Source organism: Pseudomonas sp. FP2196, from assembly GCF_030687715.1.
Classification (GTDB): domain Bacteria; phylum Pseudomonadota; class Gammaproteobacteria; order Pseudomonadales; family Pseudomonadaceae; genus Aquipseudomonas.
Genome location: NZ_CP117445.1, coordinates 4989702 through 5010153, shown reverse-complemented (window position 1 = coordinate 5010153; position 20452 = coordinate 4989702). Strand labels below are relative to the sequence as shown.

General features: G+C 59.7%; 18 protein-coding genes. 14 read left to right on the top strand and 4 right to left on the bottom strand.

The window, feature by feature from the left end; all coding sequences use genetic code 11:
* The 10 genes from pilW (at position 1) to PSH79_RS22280 (ending at position 10249) form a co-directional block, all read left to right on the top strand.
* Complete coding sequence (pilW, locus tag PSH79_RS22325) at positions 1-759, top strand: type IV pilus biogenesis/stability protein PilW (protein ID WP_187680633.1); 759 nt, start codon at positions 1-3, stop codon at positions 757-759.
* Complete coding sequence (locus tag PSH79_RS22320; RefSeq protein WP_305439661.1) at positions 759-1802, top strand: RodZ family helix-turn-helix domain-containing protein; 1044 nt, start codon at positions 759-761, stop codon at positions 1800-1802. The genes pilW and PSH79_RS22320 overlap by 1 nt, the downstream gene beginning before the upstream one ends.
* Positions 1803-1805: 3 nt before the next feature.
* Positions 1806-2915 carry a flavodoxin-dependent (E)-4-hydroxy-3-methylbut-2-enyl-diphosphate synthase gene (ispG, locus tag PSH79_RS22315; RefSeq protein WP_277759160.1) on the top strand — a complete coding sequence of 370 codons (1110 nt, stop codon included), beginning with the start codon at positions 1806-1808 and terminating at the stop codon, positions 2913-2915.
* A 36-nt stretch (positions 2916-2951) separates the two neighbouring features.
* Positions 2952-4241: a histidine--tRNA ligase gene (gene hisS / locus PSH79_RS22310; protein WP_305439659.1), complete on the top strand. Its 1290-nt coding sequence runs from the start codon at positions 2952-2954 to the stop codon at positions 4239-4241.
* A gap of 41 nt (positions 4242-4282) precedes the next feature.
* On the top strand, positions 4283-4924 hold the full coding sequence (locus tag PSH79_RS22305) for a tetratricopeptide repeat protein (RefSeq protein ID WP_305439658.1): 642 nt from the start codon (positions 4283-4285) through the stop codon (positions 4922-4924).
* Positions 4917-6068, top strand: a complete 1152-nt coding sequence (bamB, locus tag PSH79_RS22300) for an outer membrane protein assembly factor BamB (protein ID WP_305439657.1) — start codon at positions 4917-4919, stop codon at positions 6066-6068. Before PSH79_RS22305 ends, bamB begins: the two co-directional genes overlap by 8 nt.
* A gap of 136 nt (positions 6069-6204) precedes the next feature.
* Positions 6205-7674 carry a ribosome biogenesis GTPase Der gene (gene der / locus PSH79_RS22295; RefSeq protein WP_305439656.1) on the top strand — a complete coding sequence of 490 codons (1470 nt, stop codon included), beginning with the start codon at positions 6205-6207 and terminating at the stop codon, positions 7672-7674.
* Positions 7675-7842: 168 nt separating this feature from the next.
* On the top strand, positions 7843-8991 hold the full coding sequence (locus PSH79_RS22290) for a pyridoxal phosphate-dependent aminotransferase (protein ID WP_305439655.1): 1149 nt from the start codon (positions 7843-7845) through the stop codon (positions 8989-8991).
* Positions 8979-9770, top strand: a complete 792-nt coding sequence (locus PSH79_RS22285) for an amidohydrolase (RefSeq protein ID WP_305439654.1) — start codon at positions 8979-8981, stop codon at positions 9768-9770. Before PSH79_RS22290 ends, PSH79_RS22285 begins: the two co-directional genes overlap by 13 nt.
* 80 nt (positions 9771-9850) lie before the next feature.
* Positions 9851-10249 carry a hypothetical protein gene (locus PSH79_RS22280; RefSeq protein ID WP_305439653.1) on the top strand — a complete coding sequence of 133 codons (399 nt, stop codon included), beginning with the start codon at positions 9851-9853 and terminating at the stop codon, positions 10247-10249.
* Between the two features lie 200 nt (positions 10250-10449).
* Here PSH79_RS22280 and leuA read toward each other — a convergent pair whose 3' ends face one another.
* The 4 genes from leuA to PSH79_RS22260 form a co-directional block, all read right to left on the bottom strand.
* Entirely contained in the window at positions 10450-12129 is a 1680-nt protein-coding gene (leuA, locus tag PSH79_RS22275) for a 2-isopropylmalate synthase (RefSeq protein ID WP_305439651.1), read from the bottom strand.
* Between the two features lie 405 nt (positions 12130-12534).
* Positions 12535-13356 carry a M23 family metallopeptidase gene (locus tag PSH79_RS22270; protein ID WP_305439649.1) on the bottom strand — a complete coding sequence of 274 codons (822 nt, stop codon included), beginning with the start codon at positions 13354-13356 and terminating at the stop codon, positions 12535-12537.
* A 3-nt stretch (positions 13357-13359) separates the two neighbouring features.
* Positions 13360-14739 (bottom strand): exodeoxyribonuclease VII large subunit, encoded by a 1380-nt coding sequence (gene xseA, locus PSH79_RS22265; RefSeq protein ID WP_305439647.1) that lies wholly within the window; start codon positions 14737-14739, stop codon positions 13360-13362.
* A 10-nt stretch (positions 14740-14749) separates the two neighbouring features.
* Entirely contained in the window at positions 14750-15640 is an 891-nt protein-coding gene (locus tag PSH79_RS22260; protein ID WP_305439645.1) for a LysR family transcriptional regulator, read from the bottom strand.
* A gap of 100 nt (positions 15641-15740) precedes the next feature.
* Between PSH79_RS22260 and PSH79_RS22255 the strand changes: the two genes are divergently transcribed.
* From PSH79_RS22255 to guaA, 4 genes are all read left to right on the top strand, one after another.
* Positions 15741-16508, top strand: a complete 768-nt coding sequence (locus PSH79_RS22255) for a sulfite exporter TauE/SafE family protein (RefSeq protein ID WP_305439643.1) — start codon at positions 15741-15743, stop codon at positions 16506-16508.
* A 104-nt stretch (positions 16509-16612) separates the two neighbouring features.
* Entirely contained in the window at positions 16613-17161 is a 549-nt protein-coding gene (locus PSH79_RS22250) for a sugar ABC transporter ATPase (RefSeq protein ID WP_305439641.1), read from the top strand.
* 116 nt (positions 17162-17277) lie between these two features.
* Positions 17278-18747 carry an IMP dehydrogenase gene (guaB, locus tag PSH79_RS22245; protein WP_305439640.1) on the top strand — a complete coding sequence of 490 codons (1470 nt, stop codon included), beginning with the start codon at positions 17278-17280 and terminating at the stop codon, positions 18745-18747.
* A gap of 99 nt (positions 18748-18846) precedes the next feature.
* Positions 18847-20424 (top strand): glutamine-hydrolyzing GMP synthase, encoded by a 1578-nt coding sequence (gene guaA, locus PSH79_RS22240; protein WP_201236931.1) that lies wholly within the window; start codon positions 18847-18849, stop codon positions 20422-20424.
* Positions 20425-20452: the final 28 nt, after the last annotated feature.

Genomic DNA, 20452 nt, shown 5'->3' with positions numbered 1-20452 from the left:
ATGTCCCTGCGCTTTGCGCTGCTGTTGCTGTTGGCCAGCCTGTGTGCTGGTTGTGTCCTGTCGGGTGACTACAACCCGATGAAGACCAGCAAGGGCCGCGACGAGGCGCGGGCTGCCTATGTGCAGTTGGGACTGGGATATTTGCAGCAAGGCATGACCGAGCGGGCCAAGGTGCCGTTGAAGAAGGCGCTGGATCTGGACGACTCGGATCCTGACGCCAATGCTGCCCTCGGACTGGTGTTTCAGGCCGAAATGGAACCGAAACTGGCCGACGAGCACTTCCGCAAGGCCTTGTCCGGTCGCCCCTCCGATGCGCGCATCCTCAACAACTACGGCAGTTTTCTCTACGAAGAACAGCGTTACAAGGAAGCCTACGAGCGTTTTGAACAGGCCGCCGCCGATACCCTGTATCCTGAGCGTTCGCGTGTGTTCGAAAACCTCGGCATGACCGCATCGAAGCTGGGGCAGCGCGATCTGGCGCAGCAGCAACTCGAAAAAGCCCTGCGACTGAACCGTCAACAACCGCGCGCGCTGCTGGAAATGGCTGAGTTGTCCTTCGAAGACAGGCATTATGTGCCCGCACGTGACTATTACGACCGTTTCAGCCTGCTTACCGAACAAAATGCACGTAGTCTATTGCTCGGTGTTCGGCTGGCAAAAGTGTTTGAAAATCGCGACAAGGCCGCCAGTTATGGCCTGCAATTAAAACGACTCTATCCCGGTACGCCGGAATATCAGCAATACCTGTCGGAGCAATGATGAAAGCGGCGCATCCCGAAGTTGTAGCAGCGAATCGCGTTAACCCCGGTGAGACCCTGCGCCAGGCCCGCGAAAGCAATGGCTGGTCGCTGGCCGAAGTGGCCCTCAAGCTCAACCTCACCGTGACTTCCCTGAGTAATCTTGAAGCCGGCGCTTTCGACAAGCTGCCGGGGCATACCTTCGCTCGCGGTTACATTCGCGCTTATGCCAAATTGCTCGGCATGGATCAGACCGTTCTGGTTCAACAGTTTGATCAGTCCACCGGCACCGACTCCCAGGGCAGTAATGTCCATGCGCTGGGTCGTATCGAAGAGCCGGTGCGTGTATCTCACACCATTTTGCGTATCGTCAGTCTGCTGTTGCTGATCGCGGTCATCGGCGGCGGTTTCGTCTGGTGGCAGGATCAGACTTCGCAGCGCACCAAAGACTTGACCAGCCTGGCTCCAGAGCACGTCGAAGTCGAAGGCGCCGATGGCACCACGCAGATTCATCCGATCGATGAGCCGGAAGATCAGGCCGTCGCCGAAAATCAGGCCGAGGGCGCAACCGCTCTGGCGCTGCCACAATCGGAAACTTCCGCTGAGTCGACCGGTGCCGAGCCTGTTGCTCCGGCAACCACTCCAGCGGCACCGGCAGCTCCTGTTGCAACGCCAACTGCACCGGTTCACACGCCAGCGCCAGTGGTCGCCACTCCGGCCACCCCGGCTGTGAACGTGCCGGCCACTCCGGCGCCGACCGTCACCGCACCGGTTGTTCCTGCGACGCCTGCGCCAATCGCAGAAGCGACCGCACCGCTCGCCGGCGACGGTCAGGTGCAGTTGCAGTTCACCGCCGATTGCTGGGCACAGGTTACCGATGGCCGCGGCAAGGTGCTGTTCAGTGGTCTGAAGCATAAAGGCGACAGTGTGGCTGTTTCCGGCAAGCCGCCGCTTGCCGTGCGTCTGGGTGTTGCCCGCGCTGCACAGGTCAGCTACAACGGCCAGCCGGTCGATATCGCTCCGTTCACCAGTGGCGAGACTGCTCGCCTGAAGTTGGGTCAATAAGTCATGCACGGCGAATCTCCAATCAAACGTCGCGTTTCGCGCAAGATCTGGGTCGGCAACGTACCGGTGGGCGGCGATGCGCCTATCGCTGTGCAGAGCATGACCAACAGCGACACCAATGATGTTGCCGCCACCGTGGCGCAGATCAACCGTCTGGAAGCCGCCGGCGTCGACATCGTCCGCGTTTCGGTGCCGGACATGGACGCCGCCGAGGCGTTCGGCAGAATCAAGCAACTGGTCAAGGTGCCATTGGTTGCCGACATTCACTTCGACTACAAGATCGCCTTGCGCGTAGCCGAACTGGGTGTGGACTGCCTGCGCATCAATCCGGGCAACATCGGCCGTGAAGACCGCGTGCGTGCCGTGGTTGATGCTGCCCGTGATCGGGGGATCCCGATCCGTATCGGCGTCAACGCCGGTTCGCTGGAAAAAGACCTGCAAAAGAAATACGGCGAGCCGACCCCGGCTGCGCTGGTTGAATCAGCCCTGCGTCATGTCGAGCACCTCGAACGCCTGAATTTCCAGGACTTCAAGGTCAGCGTGAAGGCCTCCGACGTGTTCATGGCCGTCGAAGCCTACCGCTTGCTGGCGAAAGAAATCGTTCAGCCACTGCACCTGGGCATCACTGAAGCCGGTGGATTGCGTTCGGGTACAGTGAAATCCGCCGTGGGCCTAGGTATGCTGCTCGCCGAGGGGATTGGCGATACTATCCGCATCTCGCTGGCGGCCGACCCGGTCGAAGAAGTGAAAGTCGGTTACGACATCCTCAAGTCTTTGCATTTGCGTTCCCGTGGCATCAACTTCATCGCCTGCCCGAGCTGCTCGCGGCAGAACTTCGATGTGGTCAAGACCATGAACGAGCTGGAAGGGCGCCTTGAAGACCTGCTGGTGCCGCTGGATGTCGCGGTGATCGGTTGTGTGGTCAACGGCCCCGGCGAAGCCAAGGAAGCCCATATCGGCTTGACCGGCGGCACGCCAAACCTGATTTACATTGACGGCAAACCGTCGCAGAAACTGACGAATGACAATCTGGTGGACGAGCTGGAAAAGCTGATCCGCCAGAAAGCGGCCGAAAAGGTCGAAGCCGACGCAGCAGTTATCGCGCGCGGCTGAGCCTGACTGAACGCCGAACGAATTTAAGGATTTATAGTGAGCAAGTCTCTGCAAGCCATTCGTGGCATGAACGACATCCTGCCCGAACAGACCCCGCTGTGGCGTTATTTCGAGAGCACAGTCGCGCGTCTGCTGGATAACTACGGTTACAAGCAGATCCGCATGCCGATCGTCGAGTTCACCGAGCTGTTCAAGCGCTCGATCGGTGAAGTGACCGACATCGTTGAAAAAGAGATGTACACCTTCGAAGACCGCAACGGTGACTCCCTGACTCTGCGTCCGGAAGGCACCGCGGCGTGCGTGCGTGCCGTGCTTGAGCATGGCATCACCGGCGGTGGCCAGGTGCAGAAGCTCTGGTACATCGGCCCGATGTTCCGCCACGAGCGTCCGCAGAAAGGCCGTTATCGCCAGTTCCACCAGATCGGTCTGGAGGTGTTCAACCTCGACGGTCCGGACATCGATGCCGAGCTGATCATCATGACCTGGCGCCTGTGGGGCGAGCTGGGCATTCGTGACGCGGTCAAACTCGAACTCAACAGCCTCGGCACCAGCGAGTCCCGTGGTCGCTATCGTGAAGCGCTGGTCGAATACCTCTCGGCGCACCACGACAAGCTTGACGAAGACAGTCAGCGTCGTCTGAAAACCAACCCGCTGCGCGTGCTCGACACCAAAAATGCCGACACCCAGGCCGTGCTGGTCGATGCGCCGAAAATGGCGGACTACCTCGACGACGAGTCCCGTGCGCACTTCGAAGGCCTGAAGGCCCGTCTGGATGCCGTCGGCATTCCTTACGTGCTCAACCCGAAGCTGGTTCGCGGCCTCGATTACTACAGCAAAACCGTTTTCGAATGGGTCACCGACAAACTCGGTGCCCAGGGCACTGTTTGCGCGGGCGGCCGTTACGACGGTCTGGTCGAGCAGATGGGCGGCAAGCCGACCACCGGCGTTGGTTTCGCCATGGGCATCGAACGTCTGGTGCTGATGCTCGAAACCCTGGAGCAGATCCCGGAAAAAATCTCCCGTCAGGTCGATGTCTATCTCTGCGCCTTCGGTGAAGAAGCCGAGCTGGCGGGTCTGGCCTTGGCCGAACGTGTACGTGATCAGCTTCCAAACCTGCGTCTGCAAGTCAATGCCGGCGCCGGCAGCTTCAAAAGCCAGTTCAAGAAAGCCGACAAGAGCGGTGCGCTGTACGCACTGATCCTGGGTGACGACGAAATGGCCCAGCAAGTGGTAGGTTTCAAACCCCTGCGTGGCCAGGGCGAACAACAAAGCATTGCCTGGGATGCGCTTGCCGCTCACCTGGCCACCTGCGTCGTGCAGGGTTGAAGCTGTCTTAACAGCCGATTTAGCGATTAAGGAGTATTGGGGTGTCGAGTACCGAAGACGAACAGTTGGCGGATTTGAAGGACTGGTGGACACGCAACGGCAAACCTCTGGTCACCGGCGGCCTGTTGGCGCTGGTCATCGTGTTCGGCTGGCAGGCTTATCACAAGTATCAGAGCAACCAGTCGCAAGGCGCCTCGGTGCTCTATCAGCAACTGCTGGAAACCACGCTGACCCCGGACGGCAAGCCTGACGCAGCCCGCGTTGCGGATCTGGCCGGCAAGCTCAACAGCGAGTTCGGCGGCACTGCCTACGCGCAGTACGGCAGCCTGTTCGTGGCCAAGGTAGCCGTCGACAGCGGCAAGCTGGATGACGCGGCGGCCGAGCTGAAAGCCATCGTCGACAAACCGGCCAACCCGGCGCTGGGCGAAATCGCCCGTCAGCGTATGGCGCAGGTGCTGGGCGCGCAGAACAAGGCCGAAGACGCCCTGAAGCTGCTCGACGGCGATGCCGACAAAGCGTTCCTGGCCACTCGCGAAGAACTCAAGGGCGACCTGCTGGTGCAGCTGGGCCGTACCGATGACGCGAACAAGGCGTATCAAAAAGCCAAGGCGGCACTGTCGGATGAAGCGGCGGTCGGTGGCCTTCAAATCAAGCTCGACGACCTGGCCAAAGGGGATGCGTGACGTGATCCGTTGGAAGCATGCAGCATTGCTGGCTCTGGCCCTTCTGGCCGCGGGTTGCAGCAGCAACAGCAAAAAAGAATTGCCACCGGCCGAGCTGACCGACTTCAAAGAAGAAGTGGTTCTGCAAAAGCAGTGGAGTCGTTCGATCGGTGACGGTCAGGGCGAAACCTACAACATGCTGGTGCCGGCGATCGACGGTGACACCATCTACGCGGCCGATGTGACCGGCGTAGTGATGGCCATGGATCGCAGCAACGGCGACGTGAAATGGAAGCAGGATCTTGAACTGCCTGTCTCCGGCGCCGTTGGCGTGGGTTACGGTCTGGTTCTGATCGGTACGCTGCGTGGCGAAGTTGTCGCTCTGGACACCAGCAATGGTGAAGAGAAGTGGCGTGCTCGCGTCAACAGCGAAGTCCTCGCGCCACCGGCCAACAACGGTGACGTGGTGGTGGTGCAGACTCAGGACGATCGTTTGATCGGTCTGGATGCCTCCACTGGTAATCAACGCTGGGTGTATGACAGTACTCCGGCCGTTCTGACCCTGCGTGGCACCAGTGCACCGCTGGTGACCAACCGTCTCGCGGTGGCGGGTCTGTCGACCGGCAAAGTGGTCGCTCTGGACATTTCCAACGGCGTGCCGGTGTGGGAACAACGGATCGCGATTCCACAGGGGCGTTCGGAACTGGAGCGCGTGGTCGACATCGACGGCGGTCTGCTGCTGTCCGGCGGTACGCTGTACGTTGCCAGCTATCAGGGTCGCGTTGCGGCACTGGACCTGGAAAGCGGCCGTCAACTCTGGCAGCGCGATGCGTCAAGCTATGCCGGTATCGCCCAAGGTTTCGGCAGTGTTTACGTGAGCCTGTCTTCGGGCACCGTTGAAGGCGTCGACGAGCGTTCCACCACAGCATTGTGGAGCAACGACTCGCTGGCCCGTCGTCAACTGTCGGCTCCGGAAGTGTTCTCCAGCTATGTTGCAGTGGGTGACCTGGAAGGTTATCTGCACCTGCTGAGTCAGGTCGACGGTCGTTTCGTCGGCCGTGAGCGCATCGACAGCGACGGCCTGCGTGCCCGTCCGCTGGTGGTGGGTGACACGATTTATGTGTATGGCAACAGCGGCAAACTGGAAGCCCTGACCATCAAGTAACAACTATGCTTGGGGTTAAACCCCCAGGCGGCCCCGGATTCATGGGGCTTGCAGCGCTAACAGGCGTTGCCCCGAGCACCAGCCGCTGCCTCGCAGCGGCTTTTGTATTTTCTGAAATAACGAAGTGGAGAGCCGCATGGTTCCCGTAATCGCCCTGGTGGGCCGACCGAACGTCGGCAAATCCACCTTGTTCAACCGCCTGACCAGGACTCGCGACGCCATCGTCGGCGACTTGTCCGGTCTGACCCGTGATCGCCAGTACGGTGAGGCCAAGTGGCAAGGGCGTTCCTACATTCTGGTCGACACCGGTGGTATCTCCGGTGACGAGCACGGTATGGACGAAAAAATGGCCGAGCAGTCGCTGCTGGCCATTGAAGAAGCAGATGTTGTGCTGTTCCTGGTAGATGCCAAGGCCGGTTTTACCGCCGCCGACCAGATGATCGCCGAACACTTGCGCAAACGTAACAAGCGCTCCTACGTGGTTGCCAACAAGGTCGACAACATCGACCCGGAAATGGCCCGCGCTGAATTTGCTCCGTTGGGCATGGGGCACGCGATTCCGATCGCTGGTGCTCACGGCCGTGGCATCACTCAGATGCTGGAAATCGCCCTGGGTGATTTCCCGAGAGACGAAGAAGAGCCTGAAGACGGCGAAGAAGAAGTCGTCGCCGAAGGCGAGGAAGCCAAGCGCATTCCTGGCCCAAGCGAAAAAGACGGGATCAAGATCGCCATCATCGGCCGTCCGAACGTCGGCAAGTCGACCCTGGTCAACCGCATGCTCGGTGAAGACCGGGTAATCGTCTATGACCAACCCGGCACCACGCGCGACAGTATCTACATCCCGTTCGAACGGAATGAAGAGAAATACACGCTGATCGACACCGCCGGTGTGCGCAAGCGCGGCAAGATCCACGAAGAAGTCGAAAAGTTCTCCGTGGTCAAAACCCTGCAGGCGATCAAAGACGCCAACGTGGTGATCTTCGTGATGGACGCCCGCGAAGGCGTGGTCGATCACGACCTCAACCTGCTGGGCTTCGCTATCGAGTCCGGTCGTGCGTTGGTTATCGCGATCAACAAATGGGACGGCATGACGCCGAGCGAGCGCGACTACGTGAAGGTCGAGCTGCAGCGTCGACTGTTCTTCGTTGACTACGCCGACATCCACTTCATCTCGGCGCTGCACGGTACTGGCGTGGGCAACCTCTACGCTTCCGTACAGAACTCGTTCAAGTCCGCGGTCACCCGCTGGCCGACCAACCGTCTGACCCAGATTCTGGAAGATGCGGTGGGCGAGCACGCGCCACCGATGGTTAACAACCGCCGGATCAAGCTGCGTTACGCTCACTTGGGTGGTGCGAACCCGCCGATCATCGTGATCCACGGTAACCAGATCGAGAAAGTACCGAAATCGTATGTGCGCTATCTGGAGAACACTTACCGCCGTGTACTGAAGCTGGTCGGTACACCGATCCGCATCGAGTTCAAAGGCGGCGAGAACCCGTACGAAGGCAACAAAACCACGCTCACCGACCGCCAGGTCAACAAGAAGCGTCGTTTGATGTCGCACCACAAGAAAGCCGACAAGAAGCGCCGCGACAAGAAGTGATCCGAGGCCCTGCACAATTTTGTGTGGGGTTTTTGTGGTGAGGGGATTGCGGTGTTTTACAAAGAAGAAGGGTGCCATCTGGCGCCCTTTTTTTATGGGCGCCGGATGGGCTATCCTCGGGCTCTCCCGCGCCGTCGTCAGAGCCGGGTGTTGAGCAGGGAAACCCCGATGATCACCAGTAAGCTGCCGAATGTCGGCATCACTATTTTCACGCAGATGTCTCAGCTCGCGGCGCAGACCGGATCCATCAACCTGTCCCAGGGTTTTCCTGATTTCGACGGCCCGCAGTCCCTGCTCAATGCGGTCGCTCGGCATATTGCCAGTGGCCACAACCAGTATTCGCCGATGACCGGTCTGCCGGCGTTGCGCGAGCAGATCGCGGCAAAAATCGTCCGCAGCTATGGCGTGAGCGTGGATGCTGACAGCGAACTGACGGTGACGCCGGGCGCGACCCAGGCGATCTTCTGTGCGATTCAGGCGGTTATCCAAAGCGGCGACGAAGTCATTGTCTTCGACCCGTGCTACGACAGTTATGAACCTGCAACGGAGCTGGCCGGCGGTCGCTGCGTGCATGTGCAGTTGGCAAGCGACGACTTTTCCATCGATTTCGAGCAACTCAGCGCAGCCATCACGCCGCGCACGCGAATGATCGTCCTAAATACCCCGCACAACCCGAGCGGTGCCCTGATCAGCCGTGCCGAGCTGGATCAACTCGCCGCATTGATCCGCGATCGCGACATCTATCTGATCAGCGATGAAGTCTATGAACACCTGGTATTCGACGGCGTGCCGCATGTCAGCGTGCTCGCTCACGAAGAGCTGTATCAACGCGCCTTCGTGGTCAGCTCGTTCGGCAAGACCTATCACGTCACTGGCTGGAAAACCGGTTATGTTGTCGCGCCGCCAGCGCTGACTGCCGAATTGCGCAAAGTGCATCAGTACGTGAGTTTCTGCGGCGTCACGCCGCTGCAATACGCCTTGGCTGATTACATGGCCGAGCACCCGGAGCACGTCGAAGAGTTGCCGGGCTTCTATCAGGCCAAACGCGATCTGTTCTGCGATCTGCTGGCACCGTCGCGATTCAGCTTTACCCGCGTCACCGGTACTTACTTCCAACTGGTCGATTACTCGCAGATCCGTCCCGACCTGAACGATGTCGAGATGGCCATGTGGATGACCCGCGAACACGGCGTGGCGAGCATTCCGGTGTCGGTCTTCTATCAGAGCCCACCCGAAGGCCAGCGCCTGGTGCGTCTATGCTTTGCCAAACGCGAGGAGACGCTGCGCGAAGCGGCGACAAAACTATGCGCGATCTGAGTACCTTGCCCGATCTCAATCTGGCGCTGATCCAGACCAGTCTGGCGTGGCATGACCGCCAAGCCAATCTTGAACATTTCGATGCGTTGCTGGAGCAGGCGCAGGGAGCGGATCTGATTATCCTGCCGGAGATGTTTACCACCGGTTTTTCCATGGAATCAGAAACCCTCGCCGAAGCCGAAAACGGCCCGACCAGCAAATGGCTGCGGGTTCAGGCGGCGAAGCTCAACGCGGTGATCACCGGCAGCGTCATTATTCAGGCCGCCGACGGTAGCCATCGCAATCGCCTGTTGTGGGCGCGGCCCGACGGTGAAGTGCTGCATTACGACAAGCGCCATCTGTTCCGCATGGCCGGCGAGCACAACCATTACACCCCCGGCGAGCGCCAGGTGCAGTTCGAGCTCAAGGGCTGGCGGGTTCGGCCGCTGATTTGCTATGACCTGCGCTTCCCGGTGTGGAGCCGGGATGCGCAGGACACCGATCTGCTGCTCTACACCGCCAACTGGCCCGGAGCGCGTCGTCTGCACTGGAATCGCCTGTTGCCGGCCCGGGCCATCGAAAACCTCTGCTACGTGGCGGCGGTCAATCGTGTCGGTATCGATGGCAAGGGGTTCGCGTACACGGGAGACAGTCAGGTGCTGGATTTCCAGGGTGAGACGTTGCTGGCGGCGGGGGAGGCTGATGGCGTATTCAAGGTTGTGCTGGAAGCCGCGGCACTGGCGGCTTATCGCGAGCGTTTTCCGGCGAATCTGGACGCGGACACCTTCGAGTTCACGTGAGGTTTGTATGCATCCTCATACAAAACTCTTCAGATTTGGCGCTGATTGCCGATAGGCACCTCAAACAAGGAGGATTTTCCATGACCAGCATCAGCGCCACCACTGTCAATCCCTATCCCGTTACACCGTCGAAAGTTTCGATTCGTGACCCGCAAGAACAAGCTACGAACCCGCTGAACGCGACCGATGCTACTGGCGACGACCAACTACGCGTTAACGCCTCTGGAGCCAATATCAATTCGGTAGGCGATGCAGGCAGCCCGATCGAGGCGCTGAAAAAGCAAATCGCTGAAGCACAGAAGTTGTTGGCCGAGCAGCAGGCTCAGTTGGCCAGCACCGAGCGCAGCAACACTAGCGCCGAGCAAAAGGTTCAGCAGGTGATGGAGATCCAGACCCAGATCGCCGTGACGGCCAGCAACATTCAAGTGCTGCAGGCCACTTTGCTGCAGGCGATGATGAGCGTTGATACACACGCCTGAGATTTGTATGGCCTGCCCGGGCCCCACCGCAGGCAAGCCCGCTACCACAGGGAGCGTTGGCATCCCCAATATTTGCCTATGCCTCATCACTGTGGGATCGAGCCTGCCTGCGAAGGGGCCATTGGCTTCGATACAAAACCATCAAGCAAAAAAAAGCCCGGGAGTTCGCACTCCGGGGCTTTTTGCATTTCAGCAGTCGATTAAGCCGCTTTCGCTTCCGGCTGGCTCAACGAGCGGTTCAGTGCGCTGAACAGCGCCTTGAAGCTGGCGGTGGTGATGTTTTCATCGATGCCCACGCCGTGTACTGCACGTTCACCATTTACACGCAGCTCGATGTAGGCCGCTGCCTTGGCGTTGGTGCCCGCGCCGATCGCGTGTTCGTTGTAGTCCATGATTTCCACCGGAATCGGCAGGCCGGCGACCAGTGCTTCCAGCGCACCGTTGCCTTTGCCGCGCCAGTGCAGATTGGTTTCGCCCTGACCCTTGCTCGCCACTTCCACTTCGACGGCGCTGTTGCCGTTTTCTTCTTGCAGGCGATGGCTGACCAGCGCGTACGGGGTGTTGGCTTGCAGGTATTCACTGATCAACAGCGAGTGAATCTGCTTGGCGGTCATTTCCAGGCCCAGGCGGTCGGTTTCACGCTGCACGACCTGGCTGAACTCGATCTGCATGCGACGCGGCAGGCTGATGCCGTATTCCTGTTCCAGCAAGTAAGCGATGCCGCCTTTACCCGACTGGCTGTTGACGCGGATCACCGCTTCGTAGCTGCGACCGATGTCGGCCGGGTCGATCGGCAAGTACGGCACTTCCCACAGGGTGTCCGGTTTCTGCTGGGAGAAGCCCTTGCGGATCGCGTCCTGGTGAGAGCCGGAGAAAGCGGTGTGGACCAGATCGCCAACGTACGGGTGACGTGGGTGAACCTGGATCTGGTTGCACTCTTCGACGACTTTGCGCACGCCGTCAATATCGGAGAAGTCCAACTCAGGGTCTACGCCCTGGGTGTACATGTTCAGGGCCACGGTGACGAGGTCGACGTTACCGGTACGCTCGCCGTTGCCGAACAGGCAGCCTTCGACACGGTCGGCGCCGGCCATCAGGCCCAGCTCGGTGGCGGCCACGCCGGTGCCACGGTCGTTGTGGGTGTGCAGGCTGATGATCACGCTGTCACGACGGTTGATGTTGCGGCCGAACCATTCGATCTGGTCGGCGTAGATGTTCGGCGTTGCGCACTCAACGGTGGCCGGCAGATTGAGGATCATCTTGTGCTCAGGCGTCGGGTTCCAGACCTCGATCACCGCGTCACAGACTTCCTTGGCGAACTCCAGCTCAGTGGCGCTGAAGGTTTCCGGCGAGTATTCGAACGTCCATTCGGTGTCCGGCTGCATGGCTGCGTATTTGACGAACAGCTTGGCGGCGTTGACCGCGATGGCCTTGATGCCGTCCTTGTCCTGATTGAAGACGATGCGACGGAAAGAAGGCGAGGTGGCGTTGTACAGGTGAACGATGGCTTTCTTCGCACCGCGCAGGGATTCGAAAGTACGCTCGATCAGGTCTTCACGGCCTTGGGTCAGCACCTGAATGGTGGTGTCGTCCGGGATGTGGCCTTCTTCGATGAGGGTACGCACGAAGTCGAAGTCGGTTTGCGAAGCGGCCGGGAACGACGCTTCGATTTCCTTCACGCCGACCTGCACCAGGGTCTTCCAGAAGCGCAGCTTTTTCACTGCGTCCATCGGCTCGATCAGCGACTGGTTGCCGTCGCGCAGGTCGGAGCTGCACCAGATCGGCGCGGCGTCGATGGTTTTCGACGGCCAGGTGCGATCCGGCAGGTTGATGACGGGGAACGCGCGGTACTTGGAAGACGGATCTTTGAGCATGCTCATCGGGAAATTCCTTATTGTCTGGGCCGAAAAGAGGCGGCCTGCCGGTGGAACGAATGTTCTTGGAAAAGCGTAGGACGAGGCGCAGCGATTCAGCCTGGCAGTCGTGCGCTGACGAGGCACAGGCTGCGGTGCTGGCGAAGCTGAATAAGGGTGTGAGAGGTTTTCATGCCTTCAACCCTAACCGCGAGGGGAGAGGATGGCAAGCAGTCGAAAAAAATTGAGAGGAATACTCGAAATACTGGGTTTTGCAGAATTTTATTGCGTGTAAGTCGGCGGTTCTTATTGATGTTTGCGTGAGGTTAGATCGGGGCGCAATTGATGTTGGTCGGGTTTCAGCAGTATTTTCGGAGTGGATCGACCGCATTCGACTTGCCAGCGAAGCGGCCAATGGCCTCAATACATAATTCAGGGCTGGAACGCACCAATGAAAATCGCCGGATCCACCCGCGCATCATTCAGGCTGATATTCCAGTGCATGTGCGGCCCGGTCGCCCGCCCCGTAGATCCGACTTTGCCGACTACAGCTCCGCGCGCCAATTGATCGCCAACCTTCACGTCAATTTTCGACATATGGCAGAACATGCTGATAAAGCCCTGACCATGGTCGACAAACACGGTGTTGCCGTTGAAAAAATAGTTGCCAGTCAGAATCACCTTGCCTCCTGCCGGGGTCTTGATCGGCGTGCCCGCCGGCACCGCGAAGTCCAGGCCTGCGTGCGGATTGCGCTCTTCGCCGTTGAAGAAGCGGCGCACACCGAACTTGCTCGACAGTGGCCCGTTGACCGGTTTGTCCAGCAACAGGTTGCTCGGCGTGTTCGGGCTGAAGCTGCGGTAAGCCCTGATCTGCTCGGCCAGTTCGCCTTCGATGCGTTTGAGGTTGGCCGGGTTCGGATTGACCTGCTGGGTGTTCTTCAGGGTGATGCGTTGTTCCGGGTATTTCTTGGTACCCACGGTGAACGGCAGGTTACGCCCGCCACTGCTGACCTGCTGCGACCCCGGTTTGACAGTCAGTGGCACACCGACAATCGCCAGCCAGTTGTTCTGTTCCTTTACCACCAGCACAGGTTTGCCCTGATAGGTGGCTTTCGGCGCCTGAGCGGCAGCGCCCAGATCAACCACCGCCACGCCGCCCGGCACCGGTTTGTTCAGCAGCCGGGTGATGTAACTGTCGGCGTGGGCGTTGAAGGTCAGGCAGAGCAAAAACAGTGGAGCCAGAAAACGCGGCATGGATCAGTCCAGTAAAGAGAGGGTGACGGGCGTCAGATGATTGTCCTCGACGCGCACTTGCAGTTCGCCTTCGCCGAGTTTGGCTTTCAGGCGCTGGCCGGTGTGGGTCTGCGCGGCGTTGCGAATCGCGTTGCCGCGCTCATCCAGCAGAATGCTGTAACCACGGCCAAGGGTCGCCAGCGGGCTCACTACATGCAGCGTCTGCATCTGACTGTGCAATAGCAAACGACGGTTTTTCAGGCCTTCACGCATTGCTCGCGGCAAACGTTCGGCGAGGCTGTCGAGGCGCTGGCGCAACATCGCCAGTTGCCGTCCCGGGTGCTGCCCGGCGAGGCGGGTTTCCAGGCGAATCAGGCGTTCGCGTCGCGTATTGAGATGACGCTCGAACGCCCGGCGCATACGCATGTCGAGGTCATCCAGACGCTGAGCCTGCTGGCGCAGACGCTCGCCGGGATGGCGCAGGCGCCGGGCCATGCCTTCCAGGCGAAGACGGTCGCGCATCAAACGGTCACGCATGCGCATCACCAACCGGCGATGCAGGCTCTCGACCTGACGGATCAGGTGGCTGGAATCAGGGGCGAGCAGTTCTGCGGCGGCGGATGGCGTTGGCGCGCGGACGTCGGCGACGAAGTCACTGATCGACACGTCGGTTTCATGGCCGACGGCGCTGACAATCGGTGTCACACAAGCATCAACTGCGCGGGCCACGGCTTCTTCGTTGAAGCACCAGAGGTCTTCCAGCGAGCCGCCGCCACGGGCGAGGATAAGAGCGTCAAACCCGCGTGCATCGGCCATTTTCAAGGCGCGGACGATCTGCGCAGTGGCTTCGCGGCCTTGCACGGCAGTCGGAATCAACGTCAATTGAACCTGCGGCGCACGGCGGCGGAACACGCTGATGATGTCGCGGATCACCGCGCCAGTCGGCGAACTGATGATGCCGATGCGTTGCGGATGCGCCGGCAGCGGCACTTTGCGTTCGGCGCTGAACAAGCCTTCGGCGCTGAGCTTTTCCTTCAACGCATCGAAGGCCAGACGCAGCGCGCCGTCACCGGCCGGTTCCACGGTGTCGAGAATGAGCTGATAGTCACCACGGCCTTCGAACAGCGAGACCTTGCCGCGAACCTTCACGGCCAAGCCGTCTTTCAGCGCCTGGCGCACGCGTGCAGCGTTCTGACGGAACAAGGCGCAACGCACCTGCGCGCCGCTGTCCTTGAGCGTGAAATAGATGTGGCCGGATGCCGGGCGGGCGAGGTTGGAGATTTCGCCTTCGACCCAGATGTTGCTGAACACGTCTTCCAGCAACACCCGCGCGCGGCCGTTGAGCTGGCTGACGGTCAGGACTTCACGGTCCAGGCCAAGTCTTGCAAAGGGATCTTTAATCATGGGGCGCAGTTTAAAGGCATTCGTCGGTGAATGTCTGGAGGAAGTGTTGTACCAGTGGTGTCGGATTTTGCCGATAGGCGAGGGCCACAGTGCTTTGGCAATCTGGATCGGCCAGCGCTAGAAATCTTACGCCGGAGGGGGCGATGTCCTGCATCGACTCGGGCAGCAGCGCGATACCGAATCCGCCCTGGATCAATTGTAATTGCGTGGTCTTGCGCGACATCACCCGCGCCGGTTGCGGGAAAAACCCCTGACGCATGCATAGCTCGGCACATAAATAGCTCAGCCCGCCGCGCTGTGGATGTGGAATGGAAATGAACGGTTCGTCTTTTAATTGCGCCAGGTCGACGATTTTCGCATCAGCCAACCGGTGGCCCGCCGGAACCGCCAGCAGCAAGCGTTCAGTGAACAGCGAAACCACCTGAATGCCCTCGCGCTGACGTAATACCGGCAAGCGCAGCAGGCCGATATCGAGGCGACCTTCGGCCAGTTCTTCGAGTTGCGCCTCGGAGGAGAGTTTGCCGATGTCCAGCGACACACCGGCCTGCTGCTCTATATAGACGCTGATCGCCGCCAGCAGGCGTCCACTGATCGGCACTGTGCTGGAATGGCTCAAGCGCAGGGTGCCCCGTTGGCCGTTACCGATCTCGGTGGCCATGGTGCTGGCCTTGTTCAGTTCGTTCAGCAGATTGCGTGCTCGGGGCAAAAACGCCTCACCCGCGGCAGTGAGCCGTGGCTGTCGCGCGGTGCGTTCGAAGAGTGGGGTTTGCAGACGGGTTTCCATGTCTTTGATCTGGCGACTCAATGCTGATTGCGCGATGAACAGGCGTTCGGCCGCCGCACTGAAGCTGCCGCATTCGGCGATTTCGACGAAGTAACGCAGTTGACGGGTTGAAAGCACCAGGTATGCCTTTTCGAGATGGGTTGGCGACTTTGAAGATATTAGTCGCAACCCTTGGCGCTGGCTAAAGTCATCACAGGCTTATTAAGGAAGTGTGGCTATGAGTGTCTGGGGTTTGCTGGATCAGTGGGCGTGGAGTGCCGGGGATTGGGCGGTCATCGGGCTTGGCATCGCCTTGGCCTATATCGTATTTGGCATTGCCGGATTCGGCACCGCGTTGGTCGCCGGGCCGATCCTGATTCTGTTCATGCCGTTGTCGAAAATCGTGCCTTTGCTGGTGCTGCTGGATTTCGTTGCCGCGTTCGGCAATCTGCTGCCGTCGCGACGAGATGTGGCCAAACCCGAGTTGTTGCGGCTGCTGCCGTGCATGGTGGTGGGTTGCACGTTAGGGGTGATTTTCCTGCTGAGCCTCAAATCCGACCTGTTGCTGCTGCTGATGGGGCTGTTTATCAGTGCCTACGCGGTTTATAGCCTGTGGGTGAAAACACGGCCCGCACAATTGTCGGCCGCATGGGCGGTGCCAATGGGTACGGTGGGCGGGTTGTTCGGGGCGTTGTTTGGCAGTGGCGGTTTTTTATATGCGATCTATCTGAACAGCCGTTTGCCGAAAGACGCAGCCCGGGCCACGCAAAGTGCGCTGATCAGTTGCAGCACGGTGGTGCGCTTGAGCCTGTTCGCCATCGCCGGTGTTTATGCCGAACTACCCTTGTTAATGATGGCGCTGTGTCTGTTGCCGGCCATGGCGCTGGGGTTGTGGATCGGGCGGCGCTTGACCATGCGGTTGTCCCGCGAAGCGTTTGTGCGGCTGGTGACGTGGTTGGTGCTGGCGAGCGGCATTGCCTTGATCGGGCGCTATTTGAGTACTTGACCGGATTTCGTCAGGGATTAAGCTGCCGGCCGCAATTCCCTGTGGGAGCCAGCAGGCTAGCTCCCACAATGGAAAATCTTCAGTACTTGCAGCAGGCTTGCACCATGAATTCGCAAAGCATCATCGTCCCGAAAATCTCCACCCTGCCGGTCCACGAACCCCGGGCCCGGGCGATCGTGCGCTGGCTGGTGCGTAAGAACATCATCGAGGAAGAATTGACCACCTGCGGCCGCACTGGCAACCGTATGGCCCACGCCATTGCTGACGGCGCCCGCGCCGTGGTGCTGCACCCCGAAGCGCTGCCGTTCGGCGAGCCGATCAATGGCTTGGAGATCGTCACCAAGCGTTGCATCTACACCCCGGCCAAGGGATTTCTGGAAGAGGCCGGTTGCGCCGAGTGCCGCCGCGAAGTTGGTGAAGCGCTGTTCGAAAGCCTGGAAGAATGGATGCCAGGGCGCACCGATAACTTCACTTGCCCGGAATGCGGGCATGAAGACGACATCAACGGCTTTCTGTATTTGCAGGAATGCGCGTTCTCCAACCTGGGGTTCATCTTCAACAACTGGCTGGAAGCCGGGTTCAAGCAGAGCTTTATCGACGAATTCGCCGATTGGCTGGATCAACCTGTCTCTTGGGTCAAGGTGGAGCTGTAGAAGCGGCGATTCCCGTACATCAGCAACATTGATATTAAGCAGAGTTTTACGTTGAACAGCGGGGGGTGTCTGACTATAATGGCGCGCTTCCATTTTCCCGCTCGGGAGCCCCCGCGATGCTGCGTATCAGCCAAGAAGCTCTGACATTCGACGACATTCTCCTAGTGCCCGGTTATTCCGAGGTGCTTCCTAACGAAGTCAGTCTCAAGACCCGCCTTACCCGTGGCATCGAACTGAACATTCCTCTGGTTTCTGCTGCAATGGACACCGTTACTGAAGCCCGTCTGGCAATTGCCATGGCTCAGGAAGGTGGCATCGGCATTATCCACAAGAACATGACCATCGAGCAGCAAGCTGCCGAAGTTCGCAAGGTCAAGAAGTTCGAAGCCGGCGTCGTCAAGGATCCGATTACCATCGAGGCAGATGCCACGGTTCGTGATCTGTTCGAATTGACCCGCATGCACAACATTTCCGGCGTTCCGGTATTGCACGATGGCGACCTGGTCGGCATCGTCACTTCCCGTGACGTGCGTTTCGAAACCCGTCTGGATGCCACCGTCCGTGAAGTGATGACGCCTAAAGAGCGTCTGGTCACCGTACGCGAAGGCGCCGACAAGAACGAAGTCCGCGAGCTGCTGCACAAGCACCGTCTGGAAAAAGTTCTGATCGTCGACGACAAGTTTGCCCTCAAAGGCATGATGACCGTCAAAGACATCGAAAAAGCCAAAGCCTACCCGCTGGCCAGCAAGGACGATCAAGGTCGTCTGCGCGTTGGCGCCGCTGTCGGTACCGGTAAAGATACCGGTGACCGCGTAGCCGCGCTGGTCAATGCCGGTGTGGACGTGGTGGTGGTCGACACCGCTCACGGTCACTCCAAAGGCGTGATCGACCGCGTTCGCTGGGTCAAACAGAATTTCCCTGAAGTGCAGGTGATCGGCGGCAACATCGCCACCGGCGCAGCCGCCAAGGCCCTGGCCGAAGCTGGCGCCGATGCGGTCAAGGTCGGTATCGGCCCTGGCTCGATCTGCACCACCCGTATCGTCGCCGGTGTCGGCGTCCCGCAAATCAGTGCCATCGCCAACGTTGCTGCTGCCCTTGAAGGCACCGGCGTACCGTTGATCGCCGACGGCGGCATCCGTTTCTCCGGTGACCTGTCCAAGGCCATCGTAGCCGGTGCTTCCTGCGTGATGATGGGCTCGATGTTCGCCGGTACTGAAGAAGCACCGGGTGAAATCGAACTGTTCCAGGGCCGTTCGTACAAGGCTTATCGCGGTATGGGTTCGCTGGGCGCCATGTCCCAGGCTCAAGGTTCTTCCGACCGTTACTTCCAGGACTCCTCGGCAGGCGCCGAGAAACTCGTTCCGGAAGGCATCGAAGGCCGCGTGCCTTACAAAGGTACCTTGAGCGCGATCATTCACCAGTTGATGGGCGGTCTGCGTTCCTCGATGGGCTACACCGGTAGCGCCAATATCGAAGAAATGCGCACCAAGCCTGAGTTCGTGCGGATCACCGGCGCCGGCATGGCCGAATCCCACGTTCACGACGTGCAGATCACCAAAGAAGCGCCAAACTACCGCGTAGGTTGAGCCTTCAAGCAACAAGCTAAGCAACCGGGGCTGTTTTATTCAGCCCCGAGTTGTTTCTGAATCACGACTGTTTCTGAATGACTTAGACGAGACTGAATCATGGCCCTCGATATTCACGCTCACCGCATCCTGATCCTCGACTTCGGTTCCCAGTACACCCAACTGATCGCCCGCCGCGTGCGCGAGATCGGTGTGTACTGCGAACTGCACCCGTTCGACATGGACGAAGATGCGATCCGCGAATTCGCTCCTAAAGGCGTCATCCTCGCCGGCGGCCCCGAGTCCGTACACGAAGCTAACAGCCCGCGCTGCCCGCAGGCCGTGTTTGACCTGGGCGTGCCGGTTTTCGGTATCTGCTACGGCATGCAGACCATGGCCGAGCAACTGGGCGGCAAGGTTGAAGGTTCCGAACTGCGTGAGTTCGGTTACGCCCGCGTTGACGTGGTCGGCAAGAGCCGTCTGCTCGATGGCATCGAAGACCACATCGACGCCGATGGCCTGTTCGGCCTCGACGTGTGGATGAGCCACGGTGACAAGGTCACCAAGATGCCGGAAGACTTCCACATCCTGGCCAGCACCCCGAGCTGCCCGATCGCCGGCATGTTCAACGACGATCGCGCTTACTACGGCGTGCAGTTCCACCCGGAAGTGACCCACACCAAGCAGGGCGGTCGCATCCTGTCGCGCTTCGTTCTCGACATCTGCGGCTGTGAAGCCCTGTGGACCCCGTCGAAGATCGCTGAAGACGCCATCGCCAACATCCGCGCACAAGTCGGCACCGACAACGTGCTGCTGGGTCTGTCCGGCGGCGTTGACTCCTCGGTGGTTGCGGCGTTGCTGCACAAAGCCATCGGCGATCAGCTGACCTGCGTCTTCGTCGACAACGGCCTGCTGCGTCTGCACGAAGGCGAGCAAGTGATGGCCATGTTCGCCGAGAACATGGGCGTCAAAGTGATCCGCGCCAACGCTGAAGAGCAGTTCCTGAACAATCTGGCCGGCGAAGCCGACCCAGAGAAGAAGCGCAAGATCATCGGTCGCACCTTCATCGACGTATTTGATGCCCAGTCGAACAAACTGGACAACATCAAGTATCTCGCTCAGGGCACCATCTACCCGGACGTGATCGAGTCGGCTGGCGCGAAAAGCGGCAAGGCGCACGTGATCAAGTCGCACCACAACGTGGGCGGCCTGCCGGAAGAGATGAACCTGAAACTGGTCGAGCCACTGCGCGAACTGTTCAAGGACGAAGTCCGTCGTCTGGGCCTGGAACTGGGCCTGCCGTACGACATGGTCTACCGTCACCCGTTCCCGGGCCCGGGCCTGGGTGTACGTATCCTCGGTGAAGTGAAGAAGGAATACGCCGACCTGCTGCGTCGCGCCGACCACATCTTCATCGAAGAACTGCGTAAAGCCGACTGGTACCACAAAGTCAGCCAGGCGTTCGTGGTGTTCCAGCCAGTGAAATCGGTTGGCGTTGTAGGCGATGGCCGTCGTTACGCCTGGGTCGTGGCCCTGCGTGCGGTGGAAACCATCGACTTCATGACCGCGCGTTGGGCACACCTGCCTTACGAACTGCTGGAAACCGTTTCCGGCCGCATCATCAATGAAATCGAAGGCATCTCCCGCGTCACCTACGACGTGTCGAGCAAGCCGCCGGCGACGATTGAGTGGGAGTGATCCCGCTGCACGTCGATGCCTGCATTGA